Source organism: Streptomyces sp. WG5, from assembly GCF_049974565.1.
In the GTDB taxonomy this organism is placed as follows: domain Bacteria; phylum Actinomycetota; class Actinomycetes; order Streptomycetales; family Streptomycetaceae; genus Streptomyces.
In genome coordinates this window covers 154,702-170,823 of record NZ_JBNGGC010000007.1, presented here as the reverse complement: position 1 = coordinate 170,823, position 16,122 = coordinate 154,702, and the positions used below count along the sequence as shown (strand labels likewise).

General features: G+C 71.2%; 14 protein-coding genes. 5 read left to right on the top strand and 9 right to left on the bottom strand.

Annotated elements, in window-relative coordinates:
* Positions 1-14 precede the first annotated feature (14 nt).
* From aztA to ACP4IX_RS09560, 4 genes are all read left to right on the top strand, one after another.
* Positions 15-758 (top strand): zinc ABC transporter ATP-binding protein AztA, encoded by a 744-nt coding sequence (aztA, locus tag ACP4IX_RS09575; RefSeq protein ID WP_426555253.1) that lies wholly within the window; start codon positions 15-17, stop codon positions 756-758.
* Between the two features lie 247 nt (positions 759-1,005).
* A complete protein-coding gene (rpmF, locus tag ACP4IX_RS09570; protein WP_426518138.1) occupies positions 1,006-1,176 on the top strand; it encodes a 50S ribosomal protein L32 in 171 nt (56 codons plus the stop codon).
* Between the two features lie 4 nt (positions 1,177-1,180).
* A complete protein-coding gene (locus ACP4IX_RS09565) occupies positions 1,181-2,350 on the top strand; it encodes a GTP-binding protein (protein WP_426518140.1) in 1,170 nt (389 codons plus the stop codon).
* A 70-nt stretch (positions 2,351-2,420) separates the two neighbouring features.
* Positions 2,421-2,852 carry a Fur family transcriptional regulator gene (locus tag ACP4IX_RS09560; protein ID WP_426555252.1) on the top strand — a complete coding sequence of 144 codons (432 nt, stop codon included), beginning with the start codon at positions 2,421-2,423 and terminating at the stop codon, positions 2,850-2,852.
* Positions 2,853-3,047: 195 nt separating this feature from the next.
* Here ACP4IX_RS09560 and vanX read toward each other — a convergent pair whose 3' ends face one another.
* Genes vanX through ACP4IX_RS09545 form a run of 3 tightly spaced genes read right to left on the bottom strand, consistent with a single transcriptional unit; the run spans position 3,048 to position 5,753 of the window.
* Positions 3,048-3,734 carry a D-Ala-D-Ala dipeptidase VanX gene (gene vanX / locus ACP4IX_RS09555; RefSeq protein ID WP_426555251.1) on the bottom strand — a complete coding sequence of 229 codons (687 nt, stop codon included), beginning with the start codon at positions 3,732-3,734 and terminating at the stop codon, positions 3,048-3,050.
* Positions 3,731-4,783, bottom strand: a complete 1,053-nt coding sequence (vanA, locus tag ACP4IX_RS09550) for a D-alanine--(R)-lactate ligase (protein ID WP_426555250.1) — start codon at positions 4,781-4,783, stop codon at positions 3,731-3,733. The genes vanX and vanA overlap by 4 nt, the downstream gene beginning before the upstream one ends.
* On the bottom strand, positions 4,776-5,753 hold the full coding sequence (locus ACP4IX_RS09545; protein ID WP_426555249.1) for a D-isomer specific 2-hydroxyacid dehydrogenase family protein: 978 nt from the start codon (positions 5,751-5,753) through the stop codon (positions 4,776-4,778). The genes vanA and ACP4IX_RS09545 overlap by 8 nt, the downstream gene beginning before the upstream one ends.
* 106 nt (positions 5,754-5,859) lie before the next feature.
* On the opposite strand from ACP4IX_RS09545, the gene ACP4IX_RS09540 reads away from it, so the two are divergent.
* Positions 5,860-7,203, top strand: coding sequence for a UDP-N-acetylmuramoyl-tripeptide--D-alanyl-D-alanine ligase (locus ACP4IX_RS09540; protein WP_426555248.1), 1,344 nt, complete (start codon positions 5,860-5,862; stop codon positions 7,201-7,203).
* A gap of 29 nt (positions 7,204-7,232) precedes the next feature.
* On the opposite strand, the gene ACP4IX_RS09535 is transcribed toward ACP4IX_RS09540, so the two are convergent.
* From ACP4IX_RS09535 to ACP4IX_RS09510, 6 genes are all read right to left on the bottom strand, one after another.
* Complete coding sequence (locus ACP4IX_RS09535; protein ID WP_426555247.1) at positions 7,233-8,423, bottom strand: lipid II:glycine glycyltransferase FemX; 1,191 nt, start codon at positions 8,421-8,423, stop codon at positions 7,233-7,235.
* A gap of 116 nt (positions 8,424-8,539) precedes the next feature.
* The gene (locus ACP4IX_RS09530; RefSeq protein ID WP_426555285.1) at positions 8,540-9,526 is read right to left on the bottom strand and encodes an endonuclease/exonuclease/phosphatase family protein; all 987 of its coding nucleotides are present in this window, start codon (positions 9,524-9,526) and stop codon (positions 8,540-8,542) included.
* A 118-nt stretch (positions 9,527-9,644) separates the two neighbouring features.
* Entirely contained in the window at positions 9,645-10,763 is a 1,119-nt protein-coding gene (locus ACP4IX_RS09525; protein WP_426555246.1) for a sensor histidine kinase, read from the bottom strand.
* A 10-nt stretch (positions 10,764-10,773) separates the two neighbouring features.
* Positions 10,774-11,469 (bottom strand): response regulator transcription factor, encoded by a 696-nt coding sequence (locus ACP4IX_RS09520; RefSeq protein WP_426518156.1) that lies wholly within the window; start codon positions 11,467-11,469, stop codon positions 10,774-10,776.
* A gap of 575 nt (positions 11,470-12,044) precedes the next feature.
* On the bottom strand, positions 12,045-13,808 hold the full coding sequence (locus ACP4IX_RS09515; RefSeq protein ID WP_426555245.1) for an ABC transporter ATP-binding protein: 1,764 nt from the start codon (positions 13,806-13,808) through the stop codon (positions 12,045-12,047).
* Positions 13,805-15,640 carry an ABC transporter ATP-binding protein gene (locus tag ACP4IX_RS09510; RefSeq protein ID WP_426518160.1) on the bottom strand — a complete coding sequence of 612 codons (1,836 nt, stop codon included), beginning with the start codon at positions 15,638-15,640 and terminating at the stop codon, positions 13,805-13,807. The genes ACP4IX_RS09515 and ACP4IX_RS09510 overlap by 4 nt, the downstream gene beginning before the upstream one ends.
* Positions 15,641-16,122 lie beyond the last annotated feature (482 nt).

The following is a 16,122-nucleotide window of genomic DNA, read 5'->3' as shown; positions in this document are numbered from 1 at the left end:
CGAGGGACACTACAATGAAAATCATGTTCAACAAACCCCACCCCTCGGCCACCCCACCCCGAAAGCGGACCCCTCACGTCCGCTTCACCGAGTTGTGCGCGGGCTACCCGGGGCGCCCCGTCCTGCGCCGACTCAGCGCGGAAATAGCCACGTTGACCACCACGGCACTCGTCGGCCCGAACGGCAGCGGCAAGTCGACCCTGCTCGGCGTTCTCGCCGGCGTGATCCGCCCGACATCCGGCGAACTCCACCACGACGGGGAGCTGCCACCCGCGTTCGTGCCGCAGCGCGGAGCCGTCGGTGACACCCTGCCGCTCACCGTCCGGCAGACCGTGGAGATGGGGCGGTGGGGCGAGCGCGGACCATGGCGCCGGCTCACCCGCCGGGACCACGCGACCGTGGACTCCGCGCTCGACCGGCTCGGCATCGGCGACCTCGCCTCACGCCAACTGGCGGAGCTGTCCGGCGGTCAACGCCAACGCGCCCTCATCGCCCAGGGGCTGGCGCAGGGGTCGGACCTGCTGCTGCTCGACGAGCCGACCACGGGGCTGGACCCGGAGGCCAGGGCGCGGATCGGAACACTGCTGGCCGCACTCGTCGCCGACGGCGTGACGGTCGTCCAGGCCACGCACGACCTCGAGGCCGCACGCGCGGCGGACACCTGCCTGCTGCTCCAGGACGGCCGCCTCGCCGGACAGGGACACCCCGATCAGGTCCTCACCACGTCGGCACTGGCCCGGATCTGGCAACCATTCTGAACACCCCCGAAGGAGGACCGGCGGCCCGCACCCGGAACCGGACAACGGGGCGGCGGGAACACGCCCTCCTCGTTAACAATGAATACCGTTTTCATGTAACGTCATGGTCGCCGGCCCGGTCTCCGGTCTCGCCCCTCTGCCCGGCCGCGCAGCGTCCGCCGCAGGTCGAGGCGTACCGGCTCGACCTCCTGCGGTGTCCGTAGCCGCCGATCGTCCGATCACCGTTCTCCCACGAAAGGTCCCCGTCATGGCCGTTCCCAAGCGCAAGATGTCCCGCAGCAACACCCGCCACCGCCGTGCCCAGTGGAAGGCGAGCACGCCACGCCTGGTGGACGTGACGGTGGACGGCGTGACCCACCGGGTTCCCCAGCACCTCGTGCCCGCCTACCGGCGCGGCCTGCTGCGCCCGGAGGGCTGAGCGGATGCGGTCCCGACGCCTGCCGGTCACCGTGCTGTCGGGCTTCCTCGGCGCCGGCAAGACGACCCTGCTCAACCACGTCCTCACCAACCGCGAGGGCCTGCGCGTGGCGGTGATCGTCAACGACATGAGCGAGGTCAACATCGACGCCGCGCTGGTGCGCGGCGGTGAGGCCGCGCTCTCCCGGACCGAGGAGCGGCTGGTGGAGATGACCAACGGCTGCATCTGCTGCACTCTCCGGGACGACCTGCTGGAGGAGGTCGACCGGCTCGCCCGGGAGGACCGCTTCGACTACCTGCTCATCGAGTCCAGCGGCATCTCCGAGCCGATGCCCGTGGCCGCCACGTTCGCCTTCGCCCGCGACGACGGAGCCGCACTGGACGACGTGGCACGCCTGGACACCATGGTCACCGTGGTCGACGCCGCCAACTTCCTGGCCGAACTGGCGGCCGGCGACGATCTCGCCGAGCGCGGGCTCGCCCCCTACGAGGACGACGAGCGCACCGTGAGCGACCTGCTGATCGACCAGGTCGAGTTCGCCGACGTGCTCGTGCTCAACAAGCTGGACCTGGTCGACGACACCGACGCCGATCGGCTGCGCGGGGTGCTGACCCGGCTCAATCCCCAGGCGCGGCTGATCACCTCGGTTCATGGCCGGGTCGACGCCCGTGATGTCCTGGAGACGGGGCGCTTCGACCTGGAACGCGCCCAGCAGGCACCGGGCTGGGTGCGGGAGCTGAACGGCGACCACGTCCCGGAGACCGAGGAGTACGGCATCTCCTCCTTCGTCTTCCGGTCGGCCGCGGCCTTCCATCCCGGGCGCCTCTGGGACTTCGTCACCGAGGGCCTGGACAGCGGCGCGTACGGACGCGTCCTGCGCTCCAAGGGCTTCTTCACGCTGGCCGGGCGCGAGGGCGTGACCGGTCTGTGGTCCCAGGCCGGCTCCGTCGCCCGCTTCGAACCCTCCGGTGCGCGGGACAGCGACGTGCCGCACGCGCAGGAGGTGGTCTTCATCGGTGTCGGCCTCCGGGCGGACTCCCTGCGCACCGCCCTGGCCGCCTGCCTCATGGCCGTAGGGGAGCCGGTGCCCCCGGCCGACCTCTTCCCCGCCTGGGACACCGGAGAGGTCTGCGAGCACGAACACGGCCCCTCGTCCCTCGCAGCGGCCGTCTGACCCGACGCGGGGCGGCCCGGCGCGCTCGTCCGCCCCGCCCGGCGGCTCCCACCGTGACGGAGGCACACCCATGTACGGAACGACCCGCGGCGAGTGGCGCTACACCCCGCAACGGGCCGCCGTCCTCTCGGCGTTGACCGCCTGCGACGGCTTCACCTCGGCCCAGGTCCTGCACGCGGCGCTCACGGCGGACGGGGTCGAGATCGGCCTGACCACCGTGTACCGCACGCTCCACCTGCTGGAGTCCGCGGGTCAGGTGGACATGGTGCGCGACGGCGACGGCGAACGCCTCTACCGGCCCCGGCCCGCCGACGGACACCGGCACTACCTCCTGTGCCGACGGTGCAGTCTCAGTCTCGCCGTCGAGTCCGAGGAGGTCGAGCGGTGGGCGGCCGAGGTCGCGCGCACCACCAGCTTCCACGACGTGGAGCACACCCTCGAACTGACCGGCGTGTGCGACAGCTGTCACGTCGGGCCCAACGGCAGTCGGAGGGGGACCTGACGTGCGAGTACCGCGTCTGGGTGGGAGTCCCGGGCACGGCACACACACGCGGGTCGGACCCCACGCACCGCGGCCGGAACTCCCCCTTCCTCCGTCCCTCCCGGCCTCCCGCGCCGCGGGCGGGATCCGCGAAGGCACCGGCGGCCGGCATCGGGCTGCTCGGTGCACACGGTCCTCCCGCCGGCCTGGGCGGTCTTAACCACGAGGGGGGTGCGAAAGACGTCGAACGTCCCCTCGGGTATGCCGTCCCGTCGGCATGCTCGACCATGCGATGGGGAAATCGAAATACGTGTCCGGATACGGTTCGCCGATCAGCGTGTAATGCCACCACTCGCAGTCGTATGCTCTGAAACCGCAGACCTCCATGAGGGTACGGAGGTGCTGGCGGTTTCTCGCTTCGGTCTGCGTGATCCCTTGTGCTCCGTGATGTGAGATGGAATCCATCAAGTCATGGCCGCCGCCCATGGGGAGGATCTCTTGGGAAGCCAGGTCGTAGAGCGTGAGGTCGATGGTGCTGCCCCGGCTGTGACTCGACTTGGCGGCCACGTATCCCTGCTCGAACATCTCGGCGCGGTCGATGTTCGGATAGTGCCGCGCCTTCGTTCGGCCGTCCTCCGGCTGCTTCGACCAGCGTACGAAGCAGCCAACGGCGCGCTGCGGGCGATAACCGTCCCAGAGGAGAAGGCCGAAGCCCATGGATTCGGCCTTCTCGCGCGCTCGTTCCAGTCCTTCGCGCAGCGCCCTGGTGCCGACGATCCGATTGACCAGGTATCCGTCCACGGGCTTTCCGGTGAAGTTGTCCCAGGTGGCATACTTGGCGTCCCAGCGTATTCCGGCTGTTCCGTACGCGAGTTCGTCCACGAATACGAAGTCGTCCTTCATCGGCTCTTTCCCGCCAAGGCCAAGGAGAGGATTCGGTCGAGCACGTCACCGAGCGGTATGCCTGCGGCCGCCATCATGCGGGGATAGCGGCTGTACGAGGTCATGCCGGGGAACGTGTTCACCTCGTTGAGGACCACCGTTCCGTCCTCCTTGAGGAACAGGTCCACCCGTGCGAGGCCGCTGCACCCCAAGGCGCGGTATACGGCCATGGCGGTCTCCTGGACGAGCAGGCGCGACTCCGCGAGGATGTCGGCCGGGACGATCGCCGTAGAGTTGTCGGAACCGGTTTCCGGCGCATCCTCCTGATGGATCCGGAAGAAGCCGTGGGAGAGGGCGATCCGGTCCACCTCGCCCGCCACCGGATCGAGTTCGTTCCCCAGGATGGCGCAGCCGATCTCGCTGCCGACGACTGCCTCTTCGATCAGCACTTTCGCGTCATACTGCCGTGCGCTCTCCACCGCGCTCTGCAGTTCTTCTGCCCGGGACACCTTGGTGACGCCGAAAGAAGAGCCCGAACGCGCTGGCTTCACGAAGACCGGATAGGTGAGCAGTCCGGGATCGATGTTCTGGTCTGCCGCGGCGATCCAGAAATTCGGCGTGGCGATTCCCGCGCTCGCGGCGACGGTGTAGGCAAGGGATTTGTCCATGCACAGTGCGGAACTCTGCACATCGCAGCCCGCATAGGGGATGCCGGAGAGCTCGAGCAGCCCCTGCATCGCACCGTCCTCACCGCGCTTGCCGTGCAGCACGGGCAGTACGACGTCCAGGGGGACCGTCTCGTACCGCCCCTGCGCCTGTCCCTCTTCCCGGACAAGCAGTCCGTGCACGGTGCTGTCCGGCGACAGTGCGGCCGGACGGCAGTTTCCTGTCTCCCAGTTCACGTCGGGGCCGTCGCAGAGCTTCCAGGCACCGTCCTTCGTGATGCCGATGTAGAGCGGTTCGTACTTCTCGGCGTCGAGGTTCCGGGCGATCTCTCGTGCGGACTTGACGGAGATGGGGTGCTCTTCGGAACGGCCGCCGAAGATGATGCCGACCTTCAGCTTATCCATGCTGGTTCCCGCTTTCGAATTTCAGGCAGTTGATGAGGGAGTTCTCGACCGTGTCACGCAGGGCGTGGTCCGTGTAGTAGGCGGTGTGCGGGCTGATGAGCACATTCGGCAGCTCTTGCAGCCGCAGCAGTGACTTGCTTTTCATGGGCCCGGTCCGCCAGTCGGCGTAGAAGATGCCTTCCTCGCCCTCGACCACATCCAGTGCAGCGCCGCCGAGCCTGCCGCTTTCCAGTGCCGACACAAGGGCTTCGGTGTCGATGAGCGCCCCTCGTCCGGTATTGACGATCAGCGCGCCCTGTTTCATCTGCTCGATACGCTGCCGGTTCAGCAGGTGATGCGTGTCCGGGTTGAGCGGTGCGTGGAGCGTGACCAGGTCGCTCTGCTGCAGCAAAGCGTCGAGAGGAACGTATTCGGCGGTGGTTTTGGGACGCTTGTCGTGGGCGAGTGTGCGGCAGCCGAAAGAGCGCAGCCTGTCCATGACCGCAGCGCCGATACGTCCTGTACCGATCACGCCGACGGTCAGATCGCGCAGTTCCTTGCCGCGCACTTCGTTCAGCCGGCAATCGTGGACATCCGCGCGCCGGATGATGGATTTCGCGTCGCGTACCGCCATCAGCATCAGCATCAGCGTGAAGTCGGCCACGCTGTCCGGCGAGTAGCTGACGTTCTCCACCGTGATGCCGATGCCGGCCGCGTATTCCACATCGATGTGGTTGCACCCGATGCTCCGCGTGGAGATGTACGTCACGCCGGCTCGGCCAAGCGCGAGAAGAGCGGCGTTGGCGATTGGAGTCTTGTGGCCGACGCTGATGGATCGGCTTCCGGACGCCAGCTCGATATTCGCTTCGGATACCGGCGCGTCCGTAATGACTGGCGTCACGCCGAAGCGAGGCGTCAGCTCTCGGAACAAGACGGCCTCGTCGGGGCCGCATCCATAGACGGTGATGCGGGGCGGTTCCCTGTGAATCATACGTACAGTCGAGGCGTCGTGGTGTTGCCGGAACGTATGTGGATTTCGATATGCCGGCGATACACCGCGGCGCATTGACTGGTGGCATGACGTGCAAGGAATCAGCGTGATCCCCCTCAGCCTCGGCGAGATCGCCGCGATCGTCGGCGGGACGGTCGAGGGCGACGCGTGCGTGACGGTGACCGCGCCGGCCGTACTCGACGGCCGGCAGGCCGAGCCGGGCGGCCTCTTCGTCGCCTTCGCCGGTGAGCACGTCGACGGCCACGAATACGCCGGTCAGGCCGGCCGGGCCGGCGCGGTGGCCGTGCTCGGCTCCCGGCCCACGCCGCTGCCCACCGTCGTCGTCGAGGACGCTCGGGCCGCGCTGCAGGCGCTCGCCGCGCACGTCGTGGCCCGGCTGCGCGAGGGCCTCACCGTGATCGGGGTGACCGGTTCGCAGGGCAAGACCAGCACCAAGGACCTGCTGGCGGCTGTGCTTTCGAGCGCGGGACCGACGGTCGCCACGATCGGCTCGCTCAACAACGAACTCGGTGTGCCGCTCACCATGCTGCGCGCGGACGCGGCCACCCGGTTCCTCGTACTGGAGATGGGAGCCCGCCACATCGGCGACATCGCCGAGCTCACCGGCCTGGTCGCGCCCGACATCGGCGTCGTCCTCAACGTCGGCCAGGCGCACCTCGGCGAGTTCGGGTCACGCGCGGCCATCGCCGAGACCAAGGGCGAGCTGGTACGGGGGCTCGCGCCCGGCGGCACCGCCGTGCTCAACGCCGACGATCCCCGCGTGGACGCGATGCGTGCGCTCACCGACGGCCCCGTGCTGACCTTCGGCCGGGCGGAGCACGCCGACGTGACGATGCTCGGCCTGGACCTCGACGCGCTCGGCCGTCCGTCCTGCACGCTGCGGACCGCCGACGCCCGCGCCTCCGTCACGCTGCCGCACGTGGGCGCCCACCAGGCGCTCAACGCGTCGGCCGCCGCTGCCGCGGGGCTGGCGACCGGAGTACCCCTCGACCTGGCGGGGGCGGCGCTGGCCACCGCTTCCCTGTCTCAGTGGCGGATGGAGTTGCGCGTCCTCGCCGGTGGCGCGACGCTGCTCAACGACTCCTACAACGCCAACCCCGACTCGACTCGCGCCGCCCTGGACGCGCTGGCGGCGATCGAGGGCGGGCGCCGCATCGCCGTACTCGGCGAGATGCTCGAACTCGGTGACGCCAGTGCGGCCGAGCACCGTGCCATCGGGGAGTACGCCGCCGCCCGCGCCGACGTGGTGGCCGTGGTCGGCGAGGCCGCCCGGTCGATCGCCGACGGAGTGGGGGAGCGTGCGGTGGTGCTCGACGGCAACGGCGCGGCCGTCACCTGGCTGCGCGGCCACCTCACCGCAGACGACGTGGTGCTCGTCAAGGCGTCCCGTGGGGCCCGCCTCGACGAAGTGGTCGCCAGGCTTGCGTAGTCGGGCCTCCCGCCTGCTGCCGGTCGGGCCTACCGCCCGCGGCGCCTCATGTAGAGGTCGAAGGCCCGGTAGACCATCGGCCGCAGGGGCAGGTCCCACTCGCCCGCGTATCTCACCGCCCGGCCACCGGTGCCGGCCTTGAACCGGATGAGCCCGACGTGCGGGTCGTCGGCGTCGAGGGTGGGGGTGATGCCGCGCAGGTCGTAGACGTCGCAGCCGGCCGCGAGCGAGTCGCGGATCATCGCCCACTGGCAGGCGTTGGAGCCGCGCACCTCGCGCTTGTCGGTGGAGGAGGCGCCGTAGGAGTACACCGCGTGGGCACCGACGCGGACCAGGATCGCGGCGGCGGCCAAATCGTCCTGGTGGCGGGCCAGGTAGAGCTTGATCCGCTCGGGATCCTCCGCGCTCAGCGCGGCGAACATCGTCTCGAAGTAGCCCAGCGGCCGGGGCGTGAAGCGGTCCCGCTCGGCGGTGTGGACGTAGAGGTCGTGGAACGCCTCCAGGCTCGCGCCGACCGTATCGACCGTGACCTCGACTCCCTCCTTGGCCGCCTTCTTGATGTTGCGGCGCCACTGCTGGTCCATGCCCTTGAGGAGCTGGTCCTCGCTCCTGCCGGCCAGCGGTAGCTCGTACTTGAACTGCGGATGCCCGACCCCGAAGCCGTCCTGAGGGCTCTGCGGCAGCCAGCCCGCCCCCCTGAGCCGGCCGGCCACCTGGGCGCCGACCGGGTCGGACCATTGGCCGGGCACCTCGGTGAGCCGCTTGGTGCCCGGGTCGGCGACACCCTCCTTGACCTGGACGGCGCTCCAGGTGTCCGTGCGCACCGGCGGGCCGAGCCGGATCGCGAACGCGCCGTGCGCCTTGAGATGAGCCGCCAGAGGGTCGAGCCACACGCCGAGATCACCGGTCCAGTCGATGAGCGGGCCCTCGGGCAGATAGGCCAGCGTGAACCGTTCGAGCTTCGGCACCGGGCGATGCAGGACGAGCCCGGCGCCGACCAGCTGCCCGCCGTCGAACCAGCCGAGGGACTCGCTGCGCCACTCGGTCTTCACACGGCCCCAGGCCGGCGTCTGCAGGAAGCTGGCCGAGCGCTGGGATCGTACGAACGCCAAGTGCTCGGTGGTGCTGATCGGCCAGACGGTCAAGGGCCCGCCCGAGGCGCCTGCCCCCGGGTACCGCCGGGTTCCGGCTGCTGTGTGTACGGGTTCGCTGTAGGACATGCCGTCAGTCAAGGCAACGCGGTGTTGCGGGGGCGTATGCGGTTTTCGATACGCCGGCGGTATGGTCCGCGATTCCCGGTCCAGTCTGTTCCGGCATGTCCCGTACGGGGATGCGGTCACCAGCTGACGCGGGCCGCCACCGGCCGGTGGTCGCTCCCGGTGGCCGGCAGCACCCACGAACTCCGCGGCTCCACGCCCCGGGTGAGGATGTGGTCGATCCGTACCATCGGGAACTTCGCCGGCCAGCTGAAGCCGAAGCCGTTCCCTGCCGCGTTCTGGGCCGAGTGCAGCTGTGAGGTGATGCCGTCGAGCCTACGGTCGTCCGTGGTGCCGTTCATGTCGCCGAGCAGCACCACCCGCCTGTTCTGCTCGGCGGCGACGGCTTCGGCGAGCGCCTCGGCGTTCCTGTCCCGGCTCGCCGTCCAGAAGCCTCCCCTCGGGTTCACGCGAACGGATCCCAGATGAGCCACATACACGGCCAGCGGCCCGTGGCCGGTGGCCACCGTGGCACGCAGCGCCCGGTTGTCGGCCAGCTTGACGTCGGCCGGCTTGGAGTCCCCCAGCGGCCCGACGTCCTGCGCGATGTCGACCGGCCGGATATCCGACAGCGGCCGCTTGCTCCACAGCCCGACCGTGCCCTGCACCGCGTGGTACGGGTACGCCGTCGCCAGCTCCTTCTCGTACACCGGCTTCGCCTGTGCGGTGATCTCCTCCAGGGCCAGCAGGTCCGCGCCGGAGGCGGCCAGGTCGCGGGCGGTGCCGGCGGGGTCGGGGTTGCCGGCGTCGACGTTGTGGCTGACCGCGGTGAGGTCGCCGCCCGCGTGTGACTTGTCGATGAGCAGCCCGCCGAAGAGGCTCACCCATGTCACGACCGGCAGCAGCAGCGCGACGACCGCCAAGGCGGACCGACGCCACAGCGCCCCGGCGAGCAGCGCCGGGACGAACAGGCCGCACCACGGCAGGGCGGTCTCCACCAGACTGCCGATGTTCCCGATCCGGTTCGGTATCCGCGCATGCAGCAGCAGGAGCAGGCCGAGCAGCAGCGCCAGCGCCGCGAGCACTCGGCCGCGCCTCCACGGCCCCGGCCGGGACAGGCTGCCGATCGCCCGGTGGACGACCGAGCGCTTCACGGTGGTCTCGGCGGTTTCGGCGTACACGGCGGACTCGGCGTGCCCGTCCGCTTCAACCTGCTGCCGCGCGTCCGCGACGTCTTGTCTTGCTTCACTCACTGATCGAGTTCCTGACCTGCTTGGCTGAATGCGGTTCCGGGGCGGGCAGTTGGACGGCGATACGCAGGCCGCCGTCGGCGCGCGGGGTGAGGGCGAGGGATCCGTCGTGTACGTGGACGATCCGCTGGACGATGGCCAGGCCGAGGCCGACCCCGGCGTGGTCGTCGTGGATGCGTTCGGTGCCGCGCTGAAACGGTTCGGTCAGGGTCGGGACCAACTCTGGGGAGAGCTTCTCGCCGCTGTTCTCGACAGTGAGTACCGCGCTCCCGGAGCGGACGCCGGTGCGGACCCATACCGAACCCCGTTCGGGCAGGTTGTGCACGATGGCGTTGTGCACGAGGTTCGTCGTCATCTGCAGCAGCAGCGCCGGCGACCCGGAAGCCGTGGCGACGTCACCGGAGGTGTCGACGGCGACCCCGCGCTTCTCGGCGAGCGGGAGCAATGTCTCGGCGGCCTCTTCCACGAGCAGGGACAGGTCGACGGGCTCCCGGGTGAAGGCCTGCTTGTCGGCGCGGCTGAGCACGAGCAGCGCCTCGGTGAGGCCGATCGCCCGGGCGTTGACGACGCGGAGGCGCTCGACGAGCTCGTCGATGTCGCGGTGCGGATCGTTGCGCGCCACGTCGAGGAGAGCCTGCGTGGTCGTCAGCGGCGTGCGCAGTTCGTGCGAGGCGTTGGCGGCGAATCTCTGCTGCTCGGCGACGTGTGCCTCGAGCCGCTCCAGCATGATGTCGAAGGCATCGGCGAGTTCGCGGAACTCGTCCCCGCGGCCCGGCAGCCGGATGCGGTGGGAGAGCGATCCGTTGGTGGCCATGCGGGTGGCGTCCGTGACGCGGGTCAGCGGAGCGAGCATGCGGCCGGCGAGGATCCACCCTCCCACGAGGCCGAACACCAGCAGGAATGTCAGTACTGCGGCTGCCCTCGGAGCGAAGACGTCCAGGAGAGCGGACCGGACGGGGAAAACACCGCCACTGGGCCTGTCGTCGGGGTTGTAGAGCATCGCACGGTCGGGGACGTACCTCAGGAGGAACACCCACACCGCCCCCATCAGCAGGGCACCGGCCAGCATGAGGAATCCGGCGTAGCTGAGGGTGAGCTTGACGCGCACGCTCACACCGGGCTGCCTATCCACTGCTCTGCCCCTCGTGTCCGGTGCCGGGCGCGGTGTCGATGCGGTAGCCGACGCCTGGCACGGTGGCGATGATCCAGGGCTCGCCGAGCCGTTTGCGCAGGGCCGAGACGGTGATCCGTACGGCGTTGGTGAACGGGTCGGCGTTCTCGTCCCAGGCCCGCTCCAGCAGTTCCTCGGCGCTGACGACACCGCCTTCGGCGGCGACGAGGACTTCGAGTACGGCGAACTGCTTCCTCGTCAGCGCGACATGGCGGCCGTCGCGGTGGACCTCCCGGCGGAACGGGTCGAGCCGCAGACCTGCGATCTCCCGCACGGGCGGCCTGCTGTGCGCCCGCCTGCGGTCGAGTGCCCTGAGCCGGAGGACGAGCTCCTGAAGTTCGAACGGCTTCGTGAGGTAGTCGTCGGCGCCGAGCTCGAACCCGGTGGCCTTGTCGTCGAGACGGTCGGCAGCGGTGAGTATGAGGATCGGCATGCCACTGCCGGAGGCGACGATGCTTTTGGCGACCTCGTCACCGCTGGGCCCGGGAATGTCCCGGTCGAGGACGGCGATGTCGTACGTGTTGACGCTCAGCAGCTCCAGCGCGGTGTCGCCGTCACCTGCGACGTCCGCCGCGATGGCTTCCAGGCGCAGGCCGTCGCGGATGGCCTGCGCCATGTAGGGCTCGTCCTCGACGATCAACACACGCATACTCCGAGGCTACGGCTCCGGACATATCGTCGTCGTATCGAAAACGACGTCCTCGGCCACGTCGCCCACATCAGAGCGCGACATCCGCCTCGCCGAGCGCGACGTCCTCATCGGGCGCGCCGCCTGCCGCGCCCGCACTGCTCGACGCCCTCCGTCGGGCCGCCGAGGATGCCGCAGGCGACAACGTCGAGACCCTCAGCCGCCCGCCCGCCGGTTCACCGCCGACGAGTGGGCCGCCTTCGAGAAGGCGCCCCCCGTCACTTCGCCGTAGCTTCGGGAGCGCGGGGCCGTCTCCGCGTCCCACGCCGACTGCGGGGCGTCGTCCCGGCGGCGGAGCCGGTGACGGGCCCGTGCGGTCCAGCAGGACGCTCAGTCCCTCGGTGAACGCGGCCACGCTGTCGTCCGCGCGGACATGTACCGCCGATGTACACCGCCACGTCATCCGGCAGGCCACGGGCGAGGGACGCCGCCGCGGGCCGTCGCCGGCCGCCCGCCGACACGCACCGGACGGCCGGCCCGGCGCACGGGCCGGACGGCGGGCCGCCCCACGTGCGGGTGACCGCCGACGACGCCGGTCACCGGGTCGCCTCCGCGGCGTCCACCCTTGCCCGGGGTACCAGGCGCCAGCCGCGGCTGCGGCGGCGGCGCTCCCAGAACCGGGCGTACAGGCCGTCGGCGGCGAGGAGTTCCGCGTGGGTGCCCCGCTCGCTGACGCGGCCCTCGTCCAGGACGAGGATCTGGTCGGCGGCCATGACGGTGGACAGCTGGTGGGCGATCACCAGCAGGGTGGAGTCCCGCATCAGGGTGCGCAGGGCCTGCTGGACGTACTTCTCGTTCTCCGGGTCCAACGCGGCAGTGGCCTCGTCGAGCAGGACGACGGGGGCGCGCTTGAGGACGGCACGGGCGACGGACACGCGTTGCCGTTCGCCGCCGGACAGGGAGGTGCCGCCCTCGCCGACGCGGGTGGCGAAGCCGTCCGGCAGCCGCTCGACGATCTCGTCCACCCCCGCGATCCGGGCCGCCTCGCGGAGCTCCTCGTCGGTGGCGTCGGGACGGCCGACGCGGATGTTGCCCTCCAAGGTGTCGTCGAACAGGTAGACGTCCTGCTGGACGAGGGAGATCTGGGTCATCAGCTGCTCCACCGGCATCTCGCGCACGTCGGTGCCGCCGACGCGGACCGATCCGGCGTCCACGTCGAAGAAGCGGGCGATGAGCCGGGCGAGCGTCGTCTTGCCGGCGCCCGACGGGCCGACCACCGCGGTCATGGTGCGCGGGGGGATGTCGAAGGAGACGTCCCGCAGGACGGGGTCACCGTCGTCGTAGCCGAAGGTGACATTCTCGAAGGTGATCTCGCCGGAGCGTTCGAGGGCGGCGCGGGGGGCGGTGTCGGGCAGCGGCGGCTCGTCGAGCAGGGCGGCCAGCCTGCCGAGGTCGTTGCCCGCCATGCGCAGCATGCCGCTCATGCCGGCGGCCTCGGACAGCGGACCGACGAACCGTGCGGCGAGCGCGAGGAGTGCGACCAGCGCCGCGGGTTCCACGGCGTCGTCCAGGGCCAGGGCCACGCCGGTGGCCACCAGGGCGGCGAAGCACAGCTGGACGGCGAGGCCGCCCGCGAGCAGCCGGGGCATGGTCTCCGCGAGCATCCGCCCGCCCGCCCGGCTGCGTTCTTCCACCGCGGCCTCCAGCGGGGCGTGGCCGACGTGGTCGCGGCCGAAGGCCCGCAGGGTCTTCTGTGCCCGGGCGAACTCCACCACCCGGTTGCCGGCGAGGGCGTCTGCGGCCTCCCGCCGCTCCTCGCTGCGGCCGATCCACGACGCGGCCCAGCGGTGGGTGGCGTACAGCAGCGGCGCGCAGCACACCAGGACCGAGCCGAGCCGCCAGTCCAGGACGAGCATGGCCGAGGCGACGGTGGCGGGGGTGACGACACCGCTGACGACAGGGGTGAGCAGGTGGGCGAAGACATGGGTCACGGTGAAGGTGCCGGTGGTCGCCGAGCGCGCGACCCGGCCGACCTTCTCGGAGGTGAACCAGCCCAGCGGCAGCCGCACCAGGTGGTCGCCGAGCCGGTCGTGCAGGGTGGTGAGGGTGACGACGGCCAGCCCGAAGCCCCGCATGGCCTGCTGGTAGCGGGCGACGCAGGTGGCCACGACGAGGACCGCGAGCGTCGCCAGGTGCCGCAGCGCTGCCGGGGTGTCGCCGTCGAACACGGCGCGCAGCACGGGCACGAGGAACGCCATGGCGACGCCTTCGAGGACCGCGTACGCGACCAGCCAGGCCAGATAGCGGCGCAGGGCGCCCCGGTGGTCGGGCCCCAGGACGGTGGCCAGGTGGCGGATCATCGGTCGGTCTCCTCGGCCGGCTCGGCACCGGGTGTGTCGGCGGGGCGGTGGGCCGCCCACATGCGGGCGTAGCGGCCCTCGGCGGCGAGCAGTTCGGTGTGCGTGCCCTGTTCGGCGACCCGGCCCGCGTCGAGTACGACGATCCGGTCGGCGCCGGTGATGGTGGACAGGCGGTGGGCGACGACGAGGACCGTGCGGCCCCTCACCAGGGTGGACAGCGCGTCCTGGATCTCCGCCTCGGAGTCCGGGTCGGCGTAGGCGGTGGCCTCGTCGAGGACGAGGACGGGCGCGTCGGCGAGGAGGGCGCGGGCGATGGTGAGGCGCTGCGCCTCGCCGCCGGAGAACCGGGCGTCCTCGCCGACGACCGAGTCGTAACCGCGCGGGAGCCGGGTGACACGGTCGTGGACGCGGGCGGCGGTCGCGGCGGCGACGAGATCGTCGTCGGTCGCGTCGGGACGGCCCAGGCGGAGGTTGTCGGCGACCGTGCCGTGCAGCAGCTGTACGTCCTGGAGGACGAACCCGACGTGCCGGTACAGCTCTTCGGGCGCGATGTCCCGGACGTCGGTCCCGCCGATGCGGACCGTGCCGGCGTCCACGTCGTGGAACCTGGGGACGAGGGCGGCGAGGGTGGACTTGCCCGCGCCGGAGCCGCCGACCAGGGCGGTGACGGTGCCGGCGCGGCAGGTCAGGTCGATGCCGTGGAGCACGGGCCGGGCGGGTTCGTAGCCGAAGACGACACCGTCGAGGACGACGTCGTTGCCGTTCGGCCGCCGGGGCCGGTCGGTGACGGGGAGTTCGGGGACGTCGAGCAGCGCGGTGATGCGCCCGGCGGCGGCCACGGCCTTGCGCTGGGCGGCCAGGCCCTGGTTGAGGGTGAGGAGGGTGGTGGGCAGGACGGCGGCGACGAGCACCTCGGCGAGGACGTCGGCCGGTGAGACCCAGCCCTCGTGGGTGAACCAGATGCCGCCGGCCAGTCCGACCACGGAGATCACCGGCACGGACAGCGCCATGGAGGTGTACGCGTCCAGTTTCAGGACCGGCCTGACCCAGCCCACGTACTGGTCGCCGTAGGCGTGCACGGCCTCGCGGTAGCCGGCGTGGACCCGGCGGGTGCCGCCGAACACCTTGACGACACCGATGCCGTGCACGAACTCGACGACGGCGGCGCTGACCCGGCCGAAAGCGGTGTCCAGCGCGGCCATCTTCTCGCCGAATCCGCGCATCATGAAGGCGTACGCCGTGAAGTAGACCGGGAGGGTGGCCAACGCCAGCAGGGCAAGCCGCCAGTCGACCCAGAGCAGGTATCCGAGTCCGGCGAGCGGCAGCGCGATCGCGCCGGCCAGTTCGACGTCGTGGTGGGCGACCAGGTGGTGCAGGTCGTCGATGTCCTCCTGGGCGGCCTTGCGGACCTGTCCGGAGGTGGTGGCCGAGTACCAGCCCAGCGGCACCCGGCCGAGTTTGGCGACCGTGCGGCGCCGCAGGTCGGCCTGGAGCCGGCCGTCAGCGAGATGGGTGATCCACAGGGCGGCGCCGTGGCAGCTCCAGCCGACGACGAGGGCCGCGGCGACGACGACGGCCGCGGTGACCACCCGGTCCCGGTCCGGGGGGCCGTCGGCGAGCAGCGCCCGGCCGATCTCGGCGATGCCGACGAAGGGCACCAGTTTGGTGACGGCTCCGAGCGCGCCCAGCACGATGCCGGACCGGATCGACGGGGCGACCGGGCGGCGCAGTTCGCGCAGTGCGTCGGCGGTGCGCCGCCGCTCGTCGCGGTCGTCGGCGGGCGGGGCGTCGGAGCGCCGCTCGGGTGCCGTCGTGGGCTCGGTGGTGGTCATCGGATGGGTCTCCCTCGGTGTCCAGGTCCGGCCCGGCCCGGCCGTGGTGGTGCCACCCGGCGCTCGGCGACCGGGTGGGGTGGACGTGCGGCGGGTCGACGCCACCGGATCGACCGCCGGGCACGTCGGCCGCGGTGCCCTCGCCCGGGGCGGACGTCACCGCGGCGGGCCCCACCGCGGTCGGTGGTGAACCGGGCGGCGCTCCGGCGGGGCTCCGCCGCGATGCGGTGTCGCGAGGGCGGGGCCGAAGCCGGAGCCGGAGCCGCCGGGGCATCCGGGGGCACCGGAGCGGACAGCCGTGCGTGCGGTGCCGGCGGTGTCGGTCCGCCGCGCCGCCACGCCGGTGCACAGCGGTACCCCGGCGTGGCCGGCGGACGGCCGCGCGTCACCTCCGCCCTTGACGAGGGCGCCGTTGGCAGCGACCCCCAGGGCGGGGCGGGCGGTGCCGTCGCGGCCACGGCCGGCCCCGGTGACGCCGATGC

Excerpts from the sequence above, each read along its gene's own strand:
- ACP4IX_RS09535 (WP_426555247.1), bottom strand. The coding sequence starts at position 8,423 with ATGTCCTACAGCGAACCCGTACACACAGCAGCCGGAACCCGGCGGTAC.
- ACP4IX_RS09565 (WP_426518140.1), top strand. The coding sequence starts at position 1,181 with ATGCGGTCCCGACGCCTGCCGGTCACCGTGCTGTCGGGCTTCCTCGGC.
- rpmF (WP_426518138.1), top strand. The coding sequence starts at position 1,006 with ATGGCCGTTCCCAAGCGCAAGATGTCCCGCAGCAACACCCGCCACCGC.
- aztA (WP_426555253.1), top strand. The coding sequence starts at position 15 with ATGAAAATCATGTTCAACAAACCCCACCCCTCGGCCACCCCACCCCGA.
- ACP4IX_RS09515 (WP_426555245.1), bottom strand. The coding sequence starts at position 13,808 with ATGATCCGCCACCTGGCCACCGTCCTGGGGCCCGACCACCGGGGCGCC.
- ACP4IX_RS09545 (WP_426555249.1), bottom strand. The coding sequence starts at position 5,753 with ATGATTCACAGGGAACCGCCCCGCATCACCGTCTATGGATGCGGCCCC.
- vanA (WP_426555250.1), bottom strand. The coding sequence starts at position 4,783 with ATGGATAAGCTGAAGGTCGGCATCATCTTCGGCGGCCGTTCCGAAGAG.
- ACP4IX_RS09560 (WP_426555252.1), top strand. The coding sequence starts at position 2,421 with ATGTACGGAACGACCCGCGGCGAGTGGCGCTACACCCCGCAACGGGCC.
- vanX (WP_426555251.1), bottom strand. The coding sequence starts at position 3,734 with ATGAAGGACGACTTCGTATTCGTGGACGAACTCGCGTACGGAACAGCC.
- ACP4IX_RS09510 (WP_426518160.1), bottom strand. The coding sequence starts at position 15,640 with ATGACCACCACCGAGCCCACGACGGCACCCGAGCGGCGCTCCGACGCC.
- ACP4IX_RS09520 (WP_426518156.1), bottom strand. The coding sequence starts at position 11,469 with ATGCGTGTGTTGATCGTCGAGGACGAGCCCTACATGGCGCAGGCCATC.